6 protein-coding genes and 1 pseudogene are annotated in these 19,941 nt (G+C 72.4%); 5 read left to right on the forward strand and 2 right to left on the reverse strand.

All coding sequences use genetic code 11. The features are described 5' to 3' along the window. Positions 1-11,417, reverse strand: a pseudogene (locus IH09_RS03505) (SDR family NAD(P)-dependent oxidoreductase); the annotation flags it as partial. A 103-nt stretch (positions 11,418-11,520) separates the two neighbouring features. Then, positions 11,521-12,552 (reverse strand): GDP-mannose 4,6-dehydratase, encoded by a 1,032-nt coding sequence (locus IH09_RS03510; RefSeq protein ID WP_052853846.1) that lies wholly within the window; start codon positions 12,550-12,552, stop codon positions 11,521-11,523. Between the two features lie 252 nt (positions 12,553-12,804). Between IH09_RS03510 and IH09_RS03515 the strand changes: the two genes are divergently transcribed. The 5 genes from IH09_RS03515 to IH09_RS03535 all read left to right on the forward strand — a co-directional run bounded on the left by IH09_RS03515 (position 12,805) and on the right by IH09_RS03535 (position 19,912). Next, on the forward strand, positions 12,805-14,610 hold the full coding sequence (locus tag IH09_RS03515) for an ABC transporter transmembrane domain-containing protein (protein WP_110952045.1): 1,806 nt from the start codon (positions 12,805-12,807) through the stop codon (positions 14,608-14,610). Next, positions 14,588-16,528, forward strand: a complete 1,941-nt coding sequence (locus IH09_RS03520) for an ABC transporter ATP-binding protein (protein ID WP_052853847.1) — start codon at positions 14,588-14,590, stop codon at positions 16,526-16,528. Before IH09_RS03515 ends, IH09_RS03520 begins: the two co-directional genes overlap by 23 nt. 148 nt (positions 16,529-16,676) lie before the next feature. Next, positions 16,677-18,293, forward strand: coding sequence for a GMC oxidoreductase (locus tag IH09_RS03525; RefSeq protein WP_052853849.1), 1,617 nt, complete (start codon positions 16,677-16,679; stop codon positions 18,291-18,293). Next, a complete protein-coding gene (locus tag IH09_RS03530) occupies positions 18,290-19,279 on the forward strand; it encodes a Gfo/Idh/MocA family protein (RefSeq protein ID WP_052853851.1) in 990 nt (329 codons plus the stop codon). Before IH09_RS03525 ends, IH09_RS03530 begins: the two co-directional genes overlap by 4 nt. Positions 19,280-19,291: 12 nt before the next feature. After that, on the forward strand, positions 19,292-19,912 hold the full coding sequence (locus tag IH09_RS03535; RefSeq protein WP_240150905.1) for a dTDP-4-dehydrorhamnose 3,5-epimerase family protein: 621 nt from the start codon (positions 19,292-19,294) through the stop codon (positions 19,910-19,912). Positions 19,913-19,941 lie beyond the last annotated feature (29 nt).

Genomic DNA, 19,941 nt, shown 5'->3' on the forward strand with positions numbered 1-19,941 from the left:
CACCACATCCACCCGCTCCAACGACGGCGCACCCTCAACCGCCCCCAACACCTCCGTCAACGACCAGTCCACGAACGGCCGCAGAGCCTCCTCACAGGCGCTGATCCGCTCGGCGAACACCGGGGACTCCGCCAGCAGCCGGGCACCCATGCCCACCCACTGCGACCCCTGCCCGGGGAAGACGAACACCGTCTTGCCCGCGATGTCGGCGACGCCGCCGACCACGGCGGTGGACGGCTCGCCCGCGGCGAGGGCGGCGAGCCCGTCCCGCAGTTCGGCGCGGTCCGTGCCCACGACCACGGCCCGGTGCTCGAAAAGCGACCGCGAGGCCACCAGCGAGTGGGCGACATCGGCGGGACGCAGCTCCGCATCGCCGTCCACGCGCGCCAGCAAACTCGCCGCCTGCTCCCGTACGGCGCCCGCGGCCCGAGCCGAAACCACCCACGGCACGGCGGCGGGAAGCAGCGCGTCACCATCGGCGACCACGGCGCTCTCGTCGGCAGGGGCCTCCTCCAGCACCGCGTGGGCGTTCGTCCCGCTGATGCCGAAGGAGGACACCGCGCAGCGCCGCGGCCGTCCGTTCGCCGGCCACGGCGTCGGCTCGGTCAGCAGCTCCAGCGCGCCGGAGTCCCAGTCCACCCGGGACGACGCGTGGTCGCTGTGCAGGGTCTGCGGCAGTTCTCCGTGCCGCATCGCCATGACCATCTTGATGATGCTCGCGACACCGGCGGCGGACTGGGTGTGGCCGATGTTGGACTTCACGGAGCCGAGCAGCAGCGGCTGCTGCGGATCGCGGTCTCTGCCGTAGGTGGCGAGCAGGGCCTGCGCCTCGATCGGGTCGCCCAGGGCGGTGCCCGTACCGTGCGCCTCCACCGCGTCCACCTCGGCCGCGGCCAGCCCGGCGTTGGCGAGGGCCTGGCGGATGACGCGCTGCTGGGCGGGGCCGTTGGGCGCGGTGAGGCCGTTGGAGGCGCCGTCCTGGTTGATGGCGGAGCCGCGGACCACGGCGAGCACCGGGTGCCCGTTGCGCCGGGCGTCGGAGAGCCGCTCGACGAGGAGGACGCCGATGCCCTCGGCCAGGGTCATCCCGTCCGCCGCGTCGGCGAACGCCTTGGAGCGCCCGTCGGTGGCGAGGGCCCGCTGCCGGCTGAAGGCGACGAACGGGTCGGGGGTGGTCATGACGGTGGCGCCGCCGACGAGGGCGAGCGTGGTCTCGCCGTTGCGCAGCGACTGGCAGGCCAGGTGCAGGGCGACGAGCGAGGACGAGCAGGCGGTGTCGACGGTGACGGCCGGGCCTTCCAGCCCGAAGACGTACGCGAGGCGGCCGGAGAGGACGCTCGGGATGCTGCCGGTGACCAGGTGGCCCTCGGAGCTGGCGTCGGCGCCGCGTCCGTAGTCCTGGTGGCTGGAGCCGATGTAGGTGCCGGTGAGGGTGGCACGGAGCGCGGCGGGGTCGATACCGGCGCGTTCGACGGCCTCCCAGGTGGTCTCCAGCAGCAGCCGCTGCTGGGGGTCCATGGTGAGCGCCTCGCGCGGCGAGATGCCGAAGAAGGCGGGGTCGAACTCGCCCGCGTCGTGCAGGAATCCGCCCTGTGTGGAGTAGGTGGCGCCGGCCCGGTCGGGGTCGGGGTCGTAGAGGCCGGTGGCGTCCCAGCCGCGCGCGGCGGGGAAGTCCGAGACGGCGTCCACGCCGGACGAGACGAGGTCCCAGAACTGTTCGGGCGAGGTGGCGCCGCCGGGGAAGCGGCAGCCCATCCCGATGATGGCGATCGGTTCGTCGTCGGCCGCCGCCGTGGTGGCGACGGGCCCGGCGACCTCGACCGCGGCGCCCAGGATCTCCGCGCGCAGGTACCGGGCCAGGACGAGCGGGGTGGGGTGGTCGAAGACGAGGGTGCTGGGCAGGGCGAGGCCGGTGACCGTGGCGAGCCGCTTGCGCAGTTCCACCGCGGTCAGCGAGTCGAAGCCGATGTCGCGGAAGGCGCGCTGCTCCGGTACGCCGTCGGCGGAGGCGTGTCCGAGGACCGCCGCTGCCTCGGCGCGGACGAGTTCGGCGAGCAGCCGCTCCTGGTCCGCGCCGGCGGCGGCGCGGACGCGGACGGCGAACTCGGAGGCGGCCGCGGTCCGGTCCGCGGTGCCGCGGTCGAGGGCGCGTACCTCGGGCAGGCCGAGCAGCAGGGGGCTGCGGCGCATCGCGGTGAAGAGGGGGACGTAGCGGTCCCAGTCGACGTCGGCGACGGTCACGGTCGTCTCGCGCTGCACGATCGCGCGCCGGAGTTCGGCCAGTGCGGGGCGCGGGGCGAGGAAGCCGAGCCCCTGCCGGGCGAGGTTCTGCGAGATCGCGTCGTCGAGGGCCATCCCGGCCTCGGCCCAGGGGCCCCAGGCCACACAGGTGGCGGTCAGACCGCGGGCCCGCCGGTGCTCGGCGAGGGCGTCCAGGTAGGCGTTGGCCGCGCCGTACGCGCTCTGGCCGCCGCTGCCCCAGACGCCGGCGACGGAACCGAAGAGGACGAACAGGTCGAGGTCGCGGTCGCCGAGCAGGGCGTCGAGGTGGGCCGCGCCCGCGGCCTTCGCCGCCATCAGCCCGGCGAAGTCGGCGATACCGGTCTCGTCCAGGGGGGCGGCCTGGCCGACGCCCGCGGCGTGCACGACGCCGGTGAGCGGCAGCTCGTCCGGGACGGCGGCCAGGACGGCGGCCAGCGCCGTACGGTCGGCCACATCGCAGGCGACGATATCGACGCCCGCGCCCAACTCCACCAGTTCGGCGCGGAGTTGGTCCGCGCCGGGGGCGTCGGGGCCGCGACGGCTGGTGAGGACGAGATGCCGGGCGCCGCTGCGGGCGAGCCAGCGGGCGACCTCGGCGCCGAGCGCACCGGTGCCGCCGGTGATCAGGACGGTGTCCCGGGCGGTGAACTCATCCGCGGCGGGGAGGTCCGGTACGGGGTGGCGGGTGAGGCGGCGTGCGGAGACACCGGTGGCCCGGACCGCGATCTGGTCCTCGCCGTCGGCTCCGCTCAGCGCGCCCGCCAGCCGCCGGGCGGCGCTCTCGTCCAGGGTCTCGGGCAGGTCGATCAGACCGCCCCAGAGCCGGGGGTACTCCAGGGCGGCGACCCGGCCGAGGCCCCACGCCGCCGCCTGGAGCGGCCGGGTGACGGGGTCTTCCGCGCCGGTCGACACGGCGCCGCGCGTCGCCGTCCACAGCCGGGCCTCGGTGCCGGTGTCCCCGAGGGCCTGGACGAGGGCGACGGTGAGGGCGAGTCCGGTGGTGAGCGACGGGTGGTCCGCGCCGGGCCGCTCGTCCAGCGGCAGCGCGGACAGGACGCCCGCGAGGTCCGTGAACTCGGTGAGCCGGGCGGCGAGGCCGGTCCGGTCGGCGCTCGACTCGTCGAGTACGAGCCGCCGCACCCGCGCACCGTGGTCGCCGAGGGCGGCGGACAACTCGTCGGCGAGGGCGCCATCGGTGGCGTCCGTGGTGACGAGCAGCCAGTCGCCGTCGAGTGCGGGGGCGGCCGGCTTGCGGAGCCGGGTCCAGGTGACCCGGTACCGCCACGAGTCCAGCAGGGTCTTCTCCTGGGTGCCCTGCCGCCACGAGGTGAGGGCGGGCAGCAGGGAGTTCAGGGAGGAGTGCTGCGCCTCCTCCAGGCCGAGCAGGGCGGCGAGTTCGCCCGCGTCGCCGCGCTCCACCGCGGCCCACAGCCGCTGCTGTGCCGGGTCGGTGCCCGCGTCGGCCGTGGTCACCGGCGGCTGCGGCCAGTACAGCTCGTGCTGGAAGGCGTAGGTCGGCAGGTCCACCCGCCGAGCGCCGGGCGCGGCGAACCAGCCGGGCCAGTCCACGGCGACGCCGTGCACATGGAGGCGCGCGAGGGCCGTGGTGACGGCCGTCTCCTCGGCCCGGTCCGCGCGCAGCAGCGGCACGAGCCTGCTGTCGTCCTCGTCGCCCAGGGTGTCCTGGACCATGGCCGACAGCACCCCGTCGGGACCGAGTTCCAGGAAGGTCGTCGCACCGGCGGCGCGCAGGGTCCGCACCCCGTCGGCGAAGCGGACGGCGTGGCGGACGTGCTCGACCCAGTACCGCGGGCTGCACACCTGCTCATCGGTGGCCAGCGCACCGGTGACGTTGGAGACGAACGGGATCCGCGGCGGGTGATAGGAGACGCTCCCGGCCACCGTCGCGAAATCGTCCAGCATCGCGTCCATACGCGGCGAGTGGAAGGCATGGCTCACCCGCAGCCGCTTGGTCTTGCGCCCCTCCGCCGCGAAATGCGCCGCGACAGCCAGGACCACGTCCTCGTCACCCGCGATCACCACCGCCGACGGACCATTGACCGCCGCCACCGACACCCGGTCGGTCAACAGCGGCAGAACCTCGTCCTCGGTGGCCTGCACCGCGCGGGACGGACGCCCCAGGACTCGACGAGGCGGAACAGCGCGACCTCGACGGCGAAGAGGGCCGGCTGGGTCCAGCCGGTGTCGTCCAGGAGCGCGGCCTCGGCCGAGCCCTCGGCGGCGAACAGGATCTCGCGCAGGGGCCGCTCCAGGTAGGGGTCGAGTCCGGCGAGCACACCGTCCAGCGCCTCGGCGAACACCGGGAACCTGCCGTGGAGTTCACGGCCCATGCCGAGCCGCTGGCTGCCCTGGCCGGCGAAGAGCATCGCGACCTTGCCGGCGCGGGCCGCCTCGCCCTCGGTCAGGGCGGCGTCGGGCCGGTCGGCGGCGAGCGCGGCGAGGGCGCGCAGCAGCTCGGTGCGCTCACCCGCCACCACGGCGGCCCGCCGGTCGAACTGCGAGCGGGTGGTGAGCAGGGAGTACGCGATATCGGCCGGGTCGAGTTCGGGGCGCGCCTCGACGTAGGCGCGCAGCCGGGCCGCCTGCGCGCGCAGGGCGTCGTGGGTCCGGCCGGAGATCAGCCAGGGCACGGCGCCGGCGGGTGCGGGGGCCGGCTGCTCGGTCTGGGGCAGCGGGGGCTGCTCGATGATCGTGTGGACGTTGGTGCCGCTGATGCCGAAGGAGGAGACGGCGGCCCTGCGGGGGCGGCCGGTCTGCGGCCACGCGGTCTGTTCGGTCAGCAGCCGGACCTCGCCGAGGCTCCAGTCGACCTTGCCGGAGGGGGTGTCCGCGTGCAGGGTGCGCGGCAGCACACCGTGTTGCATCGCCATGACCATCTTGATGATCCCGGCGACGCCGGCGGCGGCCTGGGTGTGGCCGATGTTGGACTTCACCGAGCCGAGCAGCAGCGGCCGGTCCGCGTCCCGGTCGCGGCCGTACGTCGCCAGCAGCGCCTGCGCCTCGATCGGATCGCCCAGCGTCGTCCCCGTACCGTGCGCCTCGACGGCGTCCACGTCCTCCGGGGAGAGACCGGCGCTGTCGAGGGCCTGACGGATGACGCGCTGCTGGGACGGGCCGTTGGGCGCGGTGAGGCCGTTCGACGCACCGTCCTGATTGACCGCGCTGCCGCGCACCACGGCCAGCACCTGGTGGCCGTTGCGCCGGGCGTCGGACAGCCGCTCGACGACGAGGATGCCGACACCCTCGGACCAGCCGACACCGTCGGCCGCATCGGAGAACGCCTTGCACCGCCCGTCCGGCGAGAGACCGCGCTGCCGGGAGAACTCCACGAACACGGACGGGGTGGACATGACCGTCACACCACCGGCGAGCGCCAGCGAGCACTCCCCCGCGCGCAGCGCCTGCATCGCCCAGTGCAGCGAGACGAGGGACGACGAGCAGGCCGTGTCGACCGTGACGGCCGGGCCTTCCAGCCCGAGCGTGTAGGACACCCGGCCCGAGGCGAGGCTCGGCGAGGTCCCGCTGCCCTGGAAGCCCTCGAACTCACCGCCGCCGAGCACGGCGCTGTAGTCGCTGTACATGACGCCCGCGAAGACACCGGTCCGGCTGCCACGCAGCGAGACCGGGTCGATACCGGCCCGCTCGATCGCCTCCCACGACGTCTCCAGCAGCAACCGCTGCTGCGCATCCGTCGCCAGCGCCTCCCGCGGACTCATCCCGAAGAACTCCGGGTCGAACTCACCCGCATCGTGCAGGAACCCACCGGACCGCGTGTACGCCGTCCCCGCGTGATCCGGATCCGGGTGGAAGAGGCCGTCCACGTCCCAGCCGCGGTTGACCGGGAAGCCGGACACCGCGTCGGTGCCTTCCGTGACCAGCCGCCACAGGTCTTCCGGCGAGCCGACGCCACCGGGGTAGCGGCAGGCCATGCCGACGATCGCGATCGGGTCGTCGGCGCCGGCCGTGATGCGCGAGGTCTCCGGTGCGGTCACGGCCGCGTCCGCGCCCAGCAGTTCGTCCCGGAGGTATCCGGCCAGGGCCTGGACCGTCGGATAGTCGAAGATCAGCGTGACCGGCAGCCGCAGGCCCGTCGCCGTCTTCAGCCGGTTGCGCAGCTCGACGGCGGTCAGCGAGTCGAAGCCGAGGGCGCGGAATGGTGCGGCCGCATCGATCTCCTCGCCCCCCGAGTGGCCGAGCACCTGCGCCACTTGGGTCCGTACCAGTTCCACCAGCGCCTCGTGCCGGTCGGCCTCGGCCAGGCGGCCCAGCCGCTGTACGAGACCGGTGGCCGTCGCCGTACCCGCCACCACCGCGCGCCGCGTCCGGCCGCGGACCAGGCCGCGCAGCACGGACGGGAGCCGGTCCTGGGCACGGAGGGCCGGAAGGTCCAGCCGGACCGGCAGCAGCACCGGTTCGGCGGTGGCGAGGGCCGCGTCGAAGAGCGCCACACCCTGCGCGACCGGGAGCGCCGGCATACCGGACTCCGCCAGCCGGCGAAGATCCCCCTCACCGAGACCGCTGGTCATTCCGGTGTCCTGCGCCCAGGGGCCCCACGCCAGGGACACACCCGCCAGACCCTCGGCACGACGCCGCTGGACCAAAGCGTCCAAGAAGGCGTTACCCGCCGCGTAATTCGCCTGACCGGCGCCACCGAACGTCCCCGCCACCGACGAGAACACCACGAAGGCCGACAGGTCCAGGTCCCGGGTGAGTTCGTGCAGATGCCACGCCGCATCCACCTTCGGCCGCAGTACGGCGGCCAGCCGCTCAGCGCTCATCGACCCGACGACACCGTCATCGAGCACACCCGCGGCATGCACCACCGCCGACACCGCATGCTCGGCCAGCAGACCGGCCACGGCATCGCGATCCGCGACATCACAGGCCACCGCCTGAGCCCCACCCGTACCACCGGTGATCAGCACCGCACCATCGCCGTCATCCCAGACCGGCGCCACCGCCTGCCCACCGGCAGCCGCACGCACCAGACGCGGCGCCCGCAACTCACCGTCCCGCACAGCGAGCTGCGGCTCGTCCACTGCCAACGCCCGCACCAATGCGGCGGCCGACACCTCGACGGACTCCCCCGAAACCGAAGGCTCCAGATCCAACAGGCCGAAGACGCCCGGGTGTTCGGTCTGCGCAGACCGCACCAGCCCCCACACCGACGCCGCCGCCAGATCCTCACCACCCGCAGCACCACGCGTCACAAACACCAGGCGGGAGTCGGCGCACCGCTCCTCCGCCAGCCACTCCTGCACCCGGCCCAGCGCCTGCGAGACAAGCTCGTGCACCGAGCCGACGGCCTCCGCACCCGGCGCGGTCTGCACGGACACAAGCACGGTGCCCGGCACCGGAGCGTCCAGCGACACCACGTCCGCCGCCGTGACGACCTCGGCCCCCGCGCCCCGCAGAGCTTCGGCAAGGCCGAACACATCCGAACCCAGCACCGCCACCGGACCCGTCACCGCGTCGGCGGCGGGTGCCGGGACCGGCACCCAGTCCGGCCGGAACAGTGAGTCGCGGCCGGGACCGGTCGCGGCCGGCTGCTCGCCGCCCACGGCGCGCAGCAGCAACGAGTCCACCGTCGCGACCAGGGCGCCGGAGACGTCCGCGACCGCGATCGACACGGCGCCGTCGTCCGCCGGGGTCAGGCGCACCCGCAGCGCCGCGGCACCGGTCGCGTGCAGCGACACGCCCTCCCAGGAGAACGGCACGCCGCCCTGGCCGCCCGCTTCCGGGCCGTCCGGCCCGGTGAGGGCCGCCGCGTGCAGTGCGGCGTCGAGCAGTGCGGGGTGCACGCCGAACGCGCTCGCCTCGCCGCCGGTGCCCTCCGGCAGTGCCACCTCGGCGTAGATCTCGTCCCCGCGCCGCCAGGCCGCGCGGAGCCCCTGGAACACCGGTCCGTACGCGAAGCCGTCCGCGGCCAGCCGTGCGTACAGCCCGGCCACGTCCACCGCTCGCGCGTCCGCCGGCGGCCACACCGCGGCGTCGAAGTCGGCACGCCGTTCCCCCGTGGTCAGCACACCGGTGGCGTGCTGTGTCCACGGGAGTTCGTCGGCGCCGTCGGGGCGCGAGTAGACGGCGAGGGTGCGGCGGCCGGACGCGTCCGGGCCGCCGATCCACAACTGCACCTGGATGCCGCCCTGTTCGGGCAGGGCCAGCGGTGCGGCGAGGGTCAGTTCCTCGACCCGGTCGCAGCCGACCTCGTCACCGGCGCGGATGGCCAGCTCCAGGAAGGCGGTGCCGGGGAGCAGGACCGAGCCCTGTACCGCATGGTCGGCGAGCCAGGGGTGGGTGAGCAGGGAGAGGCGGCCGGTGAGCAGGGCGCCGTCGGAGTCGGCCAGGGAGACGGCCGCGGAGAGCAGCGGGTGGTGGGCCGCGCCCAGTCCCGCGGAGCGCAGGTCTCCGGAGTGGGCCGCACCGTTCTTGGGCCAGTACCGGCGGCGCTGGAAGGCGTAGGTGGGCAGGTCGACGTGGCGCGCGCCGGTGTCCGCGAAGCAGGCGTCCCAGCGGACGGGGACGCCCCGCACGTGCAGGCCGGCGAGTGCGGTGGTGAGCGTGTGGGTCTCGGGGCGGCCGGAGCGCAGCACGGGGAGCGTGGCGAGGTCGTCGTCGCCGGATTCGTCGAGGCAGGTCCGGGTCAGGGCGGAGAGCACCCCGTCGGGGCCGAGCTCCAGATAGGTGGTGGTGCCGTGGTCGCGCAGCCAGCGGATGCCGTCGGCGAACCGTACCGGTTGGCGGACGTGGTCCACCCAGTAGTCGGCGGAGGTGACCTGCTGGACGGTGACCGGTTCGCCGGTGAGGTTGGAGACGATCGGCGTGAGCGGGGCCTGGAGGGACAGTCCGGCCACGACGCGGCGGAACGCGTCGAGCATCGGGTCCATGCGCGGCGAGTGGAAGGCGTGCGAGACGCGCAGCCGGGTGGTCTTGCGGCCCTGCGCCGCGAAGTGCGCGGTGAGTTCGGTCACCGCGTCGTCGTCGCCGGCGAGGACGACGGCCGACGGGCCGTTGACGGCCGCGATGGCGACGCGGTCGGTCAGCAGCGGTAGGACCTCGTCCTCGGTGGCCTGTACCGCCGCCATCGCGCCGCCCGCGGGCAGTGCCTGCATCAGCCGGCCGCGGGCGGCGACGAGCCGTGCGGCGTCGGGCAGCGACAGTACGCCGGCGACGTGGGCGGCCGTGATCTCGCCGATGGAGTGGCCGGTCAGGAAGTCGGGTTTGACGCCCCAGGAGCGCAGCAGGCGGAACAGCGCGACCTCGACGGCGAACAGTGCGGGCTGTGCGTAGCCGGTCTCGTCCAGGTCCGCCGCCCGCTCGCCCCACATGACGTCGCGCAGCGGGCGGTCCAGGTGGGGGTCCAGTTCGGCGAGGACCTCGTCCAGTGCCTGGGCGAACACGGGGTAGCGGTCGTGGAGTTCGCGGCCCATGCCGAGCCGCTGGCTGCCCTGGCCGGTGAAGGCGAAGGCGAGTTTCCCGTCGCCCTGGACCGTGCCCTGGACCAGGCCCGCCGGGTGGCCGCCGGTGGCGAGGGCGGTGAGCTGGGCGCGTACCTCCTCGCGGTCGGCGGCGACGAGGATCGCCCGGTGGGCGAAGGCGGTCCGGGTGGTGGCCAGGGAGTAGGCGGTGTCGAGGACGCCGGGTGCGGGGTCCTCGTCCAGGGCGGTCAGCAGCCGTCCGGCCTGTGCGTGCAGGGCGTCCTGGGTCCGGCCGGACAGCAGGACCGGTACGACGTCCGGTGCGACGGCCGGCGTCTGCTCCGGTTCGGCGGCCGGCGGTGCCTCGGGGGCCTGTTCGACGATGGTGTGGACGTTGGTGCCGCTGATGCCGAACGAGGAGACGGCCGCCCGCCGCGGCGCTCCCGTCTCGGGCCAGGGGAGGTTCTCGGTGAGCAGCCGGACCGCGCCCTGGGACCAGTCGACGTGGGACGAGGGGGCGTCCACGAGCAGCGTGCTCGGCAGGACGCCGTGCCGCATCGCCATGACCATCTTGATCACGCCCGCGACGCCGGCGGCGGCCTGGGTGTGGCTGATGTTGGACTTCACCGAGCCGAGCAGCAGCGGGCGTTCGGGGGCGCGGTCGCGGCCGTACGTCGCGAGCAGGGCCTGGGCCTCGACGGGGTCGCCGAGCGTGGTGCCGGTGCCGTGGGCCTCGACGGCGTCGATCTCGCCGGGCGAGAGCCGGGCGTTGACCAGGGCCTGCTGGATGACGGCCTGCTGGGAGGGGCCGTTGGGGGCGGTGAGGCCGTTGGAGGCGCCGTCCTGGTTGACCGCGCTGCCGCGCACCACGGCCAGGACGTGATGGCCGTTGCGCCGGGCGTCGGAGAGCCGCTCCAGGACGAGGACGCCGACGCCCTCGGCCCAGCCGGTGCCGTCGGCGGAGTCGGCGAAGGACCGGCAGCGGCCGTCGGCGGACAGACCGCCCTGGCGGCTGAATTCGAGGAAGGTCGCGGGGCTGGACATGACGGTGACGCCGCCGGCGAGCGCGAGGGAGCATTCCTCGGCGCGCAGCGCCTGGGTGGCCAGGTGCAGGGCGACGAGCGAGGACGAGCAGGCCGTGTCCACGGTGACGGCGGGGCCGACGGTGCCCAGGAAGTAGGAGATGCGTCCGGACAGCACGCTGCCGGTGTTGCCGGTGAGCTGAAAGCCCTCCGCGCCGTCGGCGGGGCCGACCCGGTACTCCTGGGCCATCGCGCCCATGAAGACACCGGTCCGGCTGCCGCGCAGTCCGCCGGGGTCGATGCCGGCGCGTTCGACGGCCTCCCAGGCGGACTCCAGCAGGATGCGCTGCTGGGGGTCCATGGCCACGGCCTCGCGCGGCGAGATCCCGAAGAAGGCGGTGTCGAACTCGGCGGCGTCGTGCAGGAAGCCGCCCGAGGCGGTCGCGGACGCGGCGAGGGCCTCCGGGTCCCAGCCGCGGTCGGCGGGAAAGTCCGAGATGCCGTGCGCACCGCTGACGACCATCTGCCACAGGTCCTCGGGGCTGCGTACGCCGCCGGGGTAGCGGCAGGTCATGCCGACGATGGCGATGGGCTCCTGCGCCGCCGATTCCAGGTCCTGCACCCGCTGCCGCGTGCGTTGGAGATCAGCAGTCGCTCGCTTGAGGTAGTCCCGGAGCTTCTGTTCGTTGTCCATCTCAACTCAACCCATCTCGACAGCGATCTCGACGGCCAGTGGCCGGACTTCCCGCACCCCGCGCGGTGCGCCCCGGTGGCGGCAGGGCCGCCCCTGGGGCGGGTTACCAGCTGGCGGCCAGCAGAAGGTCCCCGTACTCGTGCTCGCGGGTGGCCTGCTTGAGGTCGGAGTCGACCATCATCCGCATGAGTTCGGGGAAGTCGACGGTGGGCTCCCAGCCCAGTTCGGCGCGGGTGCGCGCGGAGTCGGCGCAGAGGATCTCCACCTCGGCGGGGCGGACCAGGGCCGGGTCGATGACGACGTGGTCGCGCCAGTCGAGGCCGACGTGATCGAACGCGAACCGGACCGCGTCGCGCACCGAGTGCATGGCGCCGGTGCCGACGACGTAGTCGCTCGGCTCGTCCTGCTGGAGCATGAGGTGCATCGCGCGCACGTAGTCGCCGGCGTAGCCCCAGTCCCGTACGGCGTCGAGGTTGCCGAGGTGCAGCTTCTCCTGGTGGCCGAGCTTGATGCGGGCGACGGCGAGCGAGATCTTGCGGGTGACGAACTCGGCGCCGCGGCGCGGGGATTCGTGGTTGAAGAGCATGCCGGAGACCGCGTACATGCCGAAGGACTCGCGGTAGTTGCGGGTCATGAAGTGCCCGTACGCCTTCGCGACGCCGTAGGGGCTGCGGGGGTGGAAGCGGGTCGTCTCGCTCTGCGGGGTCTCGGCGGCCTTGCCGAACATCTCCGACGAGGACGCCTGGTAGAAGCGGATCTGTGCGCCGCTGCCGTGGCGGGAGCCGTTCAGACCGCTCACCATGCGGATGGCTTCGAGCACCCGCAGCACGCCCATGCCGTTGACCTCGGAGACCAGTTCGGCCTGCTGCCAGGACATCGGCACAAAGGAAATGGCGCCGAGGTTGTAGACCTCGTCTGGCTGCACCTTGTCCACGGCGGACACGAGGCTCGCCTGGTCCATCAGATCACCGTCCACAAAGGACAGTTCGGATACGAGCCGGCTGACCCGTGATTTCCGCGGATTCGCCTGGCCCCGGTTCAGTCCCCACACCTGGTATCCCTGCGAAAGCAGGTGTTCGGCCAGGTAAGAACCGTCCTGCCCGGTGATCCCGGTGATCAGCGCGCGCTTGGACATCTCATCCCCTTCCCGTGAAATGCCGGTCCTCGACCTTGGCACCGAGATATGCCGCCTGTCCGGCCAATATGGACGGCACGCTCGCAGCCCCCGTCGGCGGGTGTCAAGAAAACCCCTGCACACTAGGGAATTCACGAGTTGAGCAGCCCGGACCGTGGTCCGGGGCCGCGGAAGACTAGTGATTCTCGCGTGCCCGGTGCGCTGGACTGGGTAGGTCGGCGGCCGGCCGACCCTGCCGTCCGGAGAATCACGGTGCTGATCACACTCCTGCGCGTCCGCCTGCGGCCCTACGCCCGCACCGTCGCCCTGCTGTTACTGCTGCAACTGGTGCAGATCCTGGCGGCGCTGGCGCTGCCGACGCTCGGTGCCGCCCTCATCGACGACGGTGTGGTCAAGGGCGAGGCGGACTCCGTCCGGCGTACCGGCGCGGTGATGCTGGCGGTGGCGCTCGTGCAGGTCTGCTGTTCGCTCGCCGCGGCGCTGCTCGCCTCCCGTACGGCGATGGCGCTCGGCCGCGATGTGCGCTCCGCGGTCTTCCGCCGGGTGCTGGATTTCGCCGCGCACGACGTCGGGCGGTTCGGCACACCGTCGCTGCTGACCAGGACCGTCAACGATGTCCAGCAGGTGCAGATGCTGGTGGTCTCGGCGTTCGGGGTGGTGGTCCCGGCGCCGCTGATGTGCGTCGGGAGCCTGGTGCTGGCGTTGCGTCAGGATGTGCCGCTGTCCTTGTGCCTGGTGGCTCTCGTGGTGGTGCTCGCTGCGGTCTTCGGTGTTCTGCTGTCCCGGATGAGCCCGTGGTACGCGCTGATGCAGACCCGGCTCGACGGGCTGGGCCGGGTGCTGCGCGAGCAGATCACCGGGGTCCGGGTGGTGCGCGCCTTCGTCCAGGACACTCGCGAACGCGAACGGTTCGGGGAGCTGAACTCCGAGCTGAACGGGATCTCCCTGCGGGTCGGCCGGCAGATCGCGACGATGTTCCCGGTCGTGCTGCTGGTGCTGAACGTGTTCGGGGTGGCGGTGGTCTGGTTCGGCGCCGGCCGCATCGGATCGGGTGCCATGCAGGTGGGTGCGCTGAGTGCCTTTCTCGGCTATCTGAGCCTGATCCTCATGTCGGTCGTGATGGTGACGTTCGTATTCCTGTCGGTACCGCGGGCCAGGGTCTCCGCCGGCCGTATCCAGGAAGTCCTCGGCACCGCGCCGAGCGTTCCGCCACCAGTATCCGGAGCCCGGCCGGATACCGGTACCGGACTCGAATTGAGTGCCGCGGAGTTCCGGTATCCCGACGCGCAGGAACCGGTGTTGCGGGACATCGATCTCACGGTACGCCCGGGTGAACAGGTGGCCATTCTCGGCAGTACCGGAAGCGGTAAGACGACGCTGCTCAATCTCGTGCTCCGGCAGTTCGATGTCACGGCCGGCGCCGTTCGGGTGGGCGGCGCGGACGTCCGGGAATGGGATACCGAAGTGCTTTTCCGCACGGTCGGCTTCGTACCGCAGCGGTCTCAGCTCTTTTCCGGCACGATCGCGTCGAATCTGCGCTTCGGGAATCCGGCGGCCACCGACGAGGAGCTGTGGCGCGCGCTGGAGACCGTGCAGGCGCGGGACTTCGTCGAGCGGCTGCCCGACGGCCTCGGCGCGCCGGTCGCGCAGGGCGGTACGAATCTGTCGGGCGGGCAGCGGCAGCGTCTGGCCATCGCGCGCACGCTGCTGCGCAGACCCCGGATCTATCTGTTCGACGACTGCTTCTCGGCCCTCGACTACGCCACGGACGCGGCGCTGCGGGCCGCCCTCGCGCCCGAGCTGGCCGGCGCGACCGTCGTCACCATCGCCCAGCGGGTCGCCGCGGTCCGGCACGCCGACCGCATCGTGGTCCTGGACGAGGGCCGGATCGTGGGCCACGGCACCCATGACGCGCTGCTGCGCGACTGCCCGGCCTACCAGGAGATCGCCCGGTCCCAACTCTCCCCGCCGACGCGGCCCGTACAGCCCGCGGGGCCGTCCCCGGTCCACCGGTTCAGCGCCGAGGAGGCCGCCGATGCGCTGGCCGAACAGCCGTAACCGCCCGCGGGCCACCGGCCCGGACACCGCTCCCGGGACGGGCCGCCGGCTGCTGGGCCTGCTGCGGCCCCACCGGCCGCGGGTCGCCGTACTGCTCGTGCTCGGGATCGCCGGGGTCGCGCTCAGCGCCCTCGGTCCGAAGCTCCTGGGCCAGGCCACGGACCTGATCTTCGCCGGGGTCGCCGGCCGGCAGCTGCCCGCCGGTACGACCCGGCAGGAGGCGCTGGCCCGGCTGCACGCCGAGGGCCATGACACGCTCGCCCGGGTGTTCTCGACGGTCGACGTGGTGCCCGGCCGGGGTATCGACTTCGGCGGGGTCGGCCGGCTGCTGCTGATCACCCTCGCGCTGTATCTCGCCGCGTCGCTGTGCACCCTGCTCCAGGGCCGGCTGGCCGCGACCGTCGTCCAGCGCGTCGTCTTCGAGCTGCGCGAGCGGGTCGAGGCGAAACTCGCGCGGCTGCCGCTGAGTTACTTCGACCGGCATCCCGCGGGCGAACTGCTGAGCCGGGTGACCAATGACGTCGACAACCTCCAGCAGATCCTCCAGCAGACGCTCGGCCAGCTGATCATCCTGGTGTTCTCCATCCTGAGCATGCTGGTCCTGATGGTGGTGATCTCGCCGTTGCTGGCGCTCGTCATGCTGGCGAGCGTGCCGGTGTCGGCGCTGCTGGCCGCGTGGATCGCCCGGCGGGCCCAGCCGCGGTACGCCGAACAGTGGGCCGCCACCGGTTCGCTCAGCGCGCATGTGGAGGAGATGTACGGCGGGCACGCGCTGGTGAAGGGGTTCGGCCGGCGCGAATTGGCCGAGCGCGGTTTCGACGAGCACAACGACGCCGTGTTCGCGGCCGGTGTCAAGGCGCAGTTCGCGTCCGGCGCCATCGAACCGGCGATGACGTTCGTGGCCGCTCTCGGCTATATCGCCGTGGCGGTCGTCGGCGCACTGCGGGTCCTGAGCGGCGCGCTGTCCCTCGGGGACGTCCAGGCGTTCATCCTCTACTCGCGGCAGTTCAGCCAGCCGATCGTCGAGGTGGCGAGCATCGCGGGCCGGCTGCAGTCCGCAGTGGCGTCCGCCGAGCGGGTCTTCGCGCTGCTCGACGCGGACGAGCAGCGGCCGGATCCGCGGGCGCCGGTGCGGCCCGCGCGGGTGCGCGGCCAGGTGGAGTTCGCGCGGGTGTCGTTCCGGTACTCCCCCGGCACGCCCTTGATCGAGGACCTGTCGCTCACCGTCGCGCCCGGCAGCACGGTGGCGATCGTCGGACCGACCGGGGCGGGCAAGACCACGGTGGGCAACCTCCTCATGCGGTTCTACGAGCCGACCGGCGGCCGCATCCTGCTGGACGGCACGGACACCGCGCTGATGACGCGCGAGGAGGTGCGCGCGCAGTTCGGGCTGGTGCTCCAGGACGCCTGGCTGTTCGGCGGCACCATCGCCGAGAACATCGCGTACGGCCGCCCCGGCGCCACCCGCGAGGAGATCGTGGCCGCGGCGCGCGCCACCTGCGTGGACCGGTTCGTGCGGACGCTGCCGGACGGGTACGACACCGTGCTGGACGACGAGGGCTCGAACGCCAGCGCCGGTGAGCGGCAACTGATCACCGTGGCACGGGCGTTCCTCACCGATCCCGCGATCCTGGTGCTGGACGAGGCGACGAGCGCGGTCGACACCCGTACCGAGGTGCTCATCCAGCGTGCGCTGGGTTCGCTGCGCGCGGGGCGGACGAGTTTCGTCATCGCGCACCGGCTGTCCACCATCCGCGACGCCGATGTCATCGTGGTCATGGAATCCGGGGGGATCGCCGAACAGGGCACGCACAGCGAACTGTTGGACAACGGCGGAACATATGCGCGCCTGTACGCGGCGCTCAAGGAGCCGGCGGCCGGGGCCGCGCATTCGGCCGGGCGCCCGGACACGTTATAAGGAAATTCCTAGCGTTCCGCTGGATAGCGTGCAGCGAAAACATTCTCCGTGTCCGTATCGCCTCGTTCCCCTCCCTGCCCGACCGAAAGGCTTGGTGCAATTCAGCGTGTCAGCGCATTCGACACTTTCCCGGCGGCGTTTCCTCGGTATGGCGACGCTGAGCGCGGCCGCGGCCGCCGGAGCCACCACGGTCACCGCGGCGCACGCGGCGGTGCGGGGCCAGGCGCCGCGCGACGGCAGCCGCTCCTTCGTGCCCGCCATCGTCGTCGGCACCGGGTACGGCGCGGCCGTCTCGGCGCTCCGGCTGGCCGAGGCCGGCGTGTCCACACTGATGCTGGAGATGGGCCAGCTCTGGAACCAGGCGGGCCCGGACGGCAAGGTCTTCTGCAAGATGACCAACCCGGACCGCCGCTCCACATGGTTCCGGACACGGACCGAGGCACCCCTGGGCAGCTTCCTCTGGCTGGACGTGGTGAACCGCGACATCGAGTCGTACGCGGGCGTGCTGGACAAGGTCCGGTTCCGTGAGATGTCGGTCTACGTCGGGCGGGGCGTGGGCGGCGGTTCGCTGGTGAACGGCGGGATGGCGGTGACCCCGCTGCGCTCGTATTTCGAGGAAGTGCTGCCGCGCGTCGACGCCGGGCAGATGTACGACCGCTATTTCCCGCGGGCCAATGCGATGCTGAAGGTCAACAGCATTCCCACCGATTTCTTCGAAAGCACGGACTACTACCAGTTCGCCCGGGTGTCGCGGACCGCCGCCGGGCGGGCCGGTATCGGCACCTCATTCGTGCCGAATGTCTACGACTTCGGCCATATGCAGCGCGAAGCAGCCGGGACCGTACCGAAGTCCGCGCTGGACTCGGAGGTCATCTACGGCAACAACGGCGGCAAGAACAGCCTGGACAAGACGTATCTGGCGGCGGCCCTGGGCACCGGCAAGGTCACCATCCAGACGCTTTCGCGGGTCACGTCCATCCGCCGGGAGAGCGACGGAAGCTATGTCCTGTCGGTCGAACGGAGCGACCCGTTCGGCGCCGTGCTGGAGCGCACCGAGATCGGCTGCCGCTCGCTCTTCCTCGGCGCGGGCAGCCTCGGCACCACCGAACTGCTGCTGCGGGCCCGGGAGACCGGCGCCCTGCCCGATCTGAGCGCCCGGCTCGGCACCGGCTGGGGCACCAACGGCAACATCATGACCGCCCGCGCCAACCACCTCTGGGACCCCACCGGCAGCAGACAGTCGTCCATCCCCACGCTCGCCATCGACGACCGGGCCAACCCCACCCACCCCGTGTATGCGGAGATAGCCCCCATGCCGGCGGGGCTGGAGACCTGGGTCAGCCTCTATCTGGCGATCACCAAGAATCCCGAACGCGGCAGCTTCACCTACGACAAGGCCACCGACCGGCTCGGGCTCGACTGGACCCGGGACCAGAACACCCCGGCCGTGGACGCCGCCCGTTCGCTCTTCGACCGGATCAACCGGGCCAACACGACGATCTACCGCTACGACCTGTTCGGCGACACCCGCAACTTCGCCGACGACTTCTGCTACCACCCGCTCGGCGGCTGTGTGCTCGGCGAAGCCACCGACCTCTACGGCCGGGTGTCCGGATACCGCAACCTGTACGTCACCGACGGCTCGCTCGTCCCCGGGTCGGTCGGTGTCAACCCGTTCGTGACGATCACCGCGCTCGCCGAGCGCAACATCGAGCGGGTCATCGCAGAGGACCTGCCCGACGAGGTACGGAGGACCACCCCATGACGCCGCCGGATTCCCGGACCCCGGTGCGCTTCGGCGTGCTCGGCTGCGCCGACATCGCCTGGCGCCGCACGCTCCCGGCGCTCTGCGCGAACCCGGACGCGACACCGGTCGCCATCGCGAGCCGCACCCCGCAGAAGGCGCAGCGCTTCGCGGACCGGTTCGGCTGCGCGGCGGTGCACGGCTACGACGCGCTGCTCGCCCGCCCCGACATCGACGCGGTGTACGTACCGCTGCCCGCGATGCTGCTCGCGCCGTGGGTCACCCGCGCCCTGGAGGCGGGCAAGCACGTCTTCGCCGAGAAGCCCCTGTCGGCCTCCCGCGCCGAGAGCGAGGCCCTCGTCCGCCTCGCGCGTGAGCGCGGTCTGGTGCTGCGGGAGAACGCCATGTTCCTGCACCACTCGCAGCACGCCCGGGTCGCGGACCTGGTCGCCGACGGCGCGATCGGTGAACTGCGCGGTTTCCGGAGCGCGTTCACCATCCCGCCGAAGCCGGACGGCGATATCCGCTATCAGCCCGAGGTGGGCGGCGGCGCGCTCCTCGACGTCGCGGTCTATCCGCTCCGCGCAGCCCTGTACTTCCTGGGGCCGGAGCTGACGGTGGTGGGCGCGACGCTGCGCCGCCGGCAGGGCGCCGTGCTGTCGGGCAGCGTGCTGCTGACCACTCCGTCGGGAATTCCGGCACAGCTCTCGTTCGGTATGGAGCATTCGTACCGCACCGATTACGAGATTCTGGGCAGTACCGGCCGGCTGAGCCTGGACCGCGTTTTCACGCCGCCCGCATCGTGGCAGCCCGTCGTCCGGGTGGAGCGTCAGGACCACCGTGAGGAGATCGTGCTGCCGGCCGACGACCAATTCGCCCGCATCATCGAGGATTTCGTGGGCGCGGTGGTCCATGACGCGGGAACCGGTTCCGAACTGGACGCCTCCGTGCGGCTGGTCGGACTGATCGACGACATGGCCCGTCAAGCGGTCTACGCGGACAGGTGACAGGAGTATCCGTTGCGTCCCGACCAGCAATTCGACGTGTCCGAGCTGAAAATCCCGAACGCGTTCCGCATCACCCCGCGGAAGATTCCCGATCGGCGGGGCTCCTTCTACGAGGCGTTCCGCTCGGCCGCGCTGACCGAGGCCATCGGCTATCCCTTCCGGATCGGGCAGGCCAACTATTCGGTGTCGCGGCGCGGGACGCTGCGCGGTATCCATGCGACGAGCCTGCCGCCGGGGCAGGCGAAGCTCGTGACGTGCGTCCGGGGCGCGGTGCTCGACGTGGCGGTGGATCTGCGGGTCGGCTCCCCCACGTTCGGGGAGTTCGAGATCACGCACCAGGACGAGGAGTCGGGGGTCTCGGTGTACATGGCCGACGGACTCGGCCATGCGTTTCTCGCGCTGACCGACGACGTGTGCATGAACTACCTCTGCTCCACGGAGTATGTGCCCGGCACGATGATCGACGTCAATGCGCTGGATCCGCAGCTGGGAATTCCCTGGAATCTCACCTGCGACCCGGTGATGTCCGACAAGGACGCGGCCGCGCCGAATGCGGCCGAGGCAATCGCCGCGGGGCTGCTGCCGACGTACGACGAGTGTCTCGCGCACTATGCACGGCTGCGCGAGCGGTGACCTGCGATGCCCGTCCGCGAGGCGAGAAG

This window comes from Streptomyces celluloflavus (assembly GCA_000720995.1).
Taxonomy (GTDB): Bacteria; Actinomycetota; Actinomycetes; order Streptomycetales; family Streptomycetaceae; genus Streptomyces; species Streptomyces celluloflavus.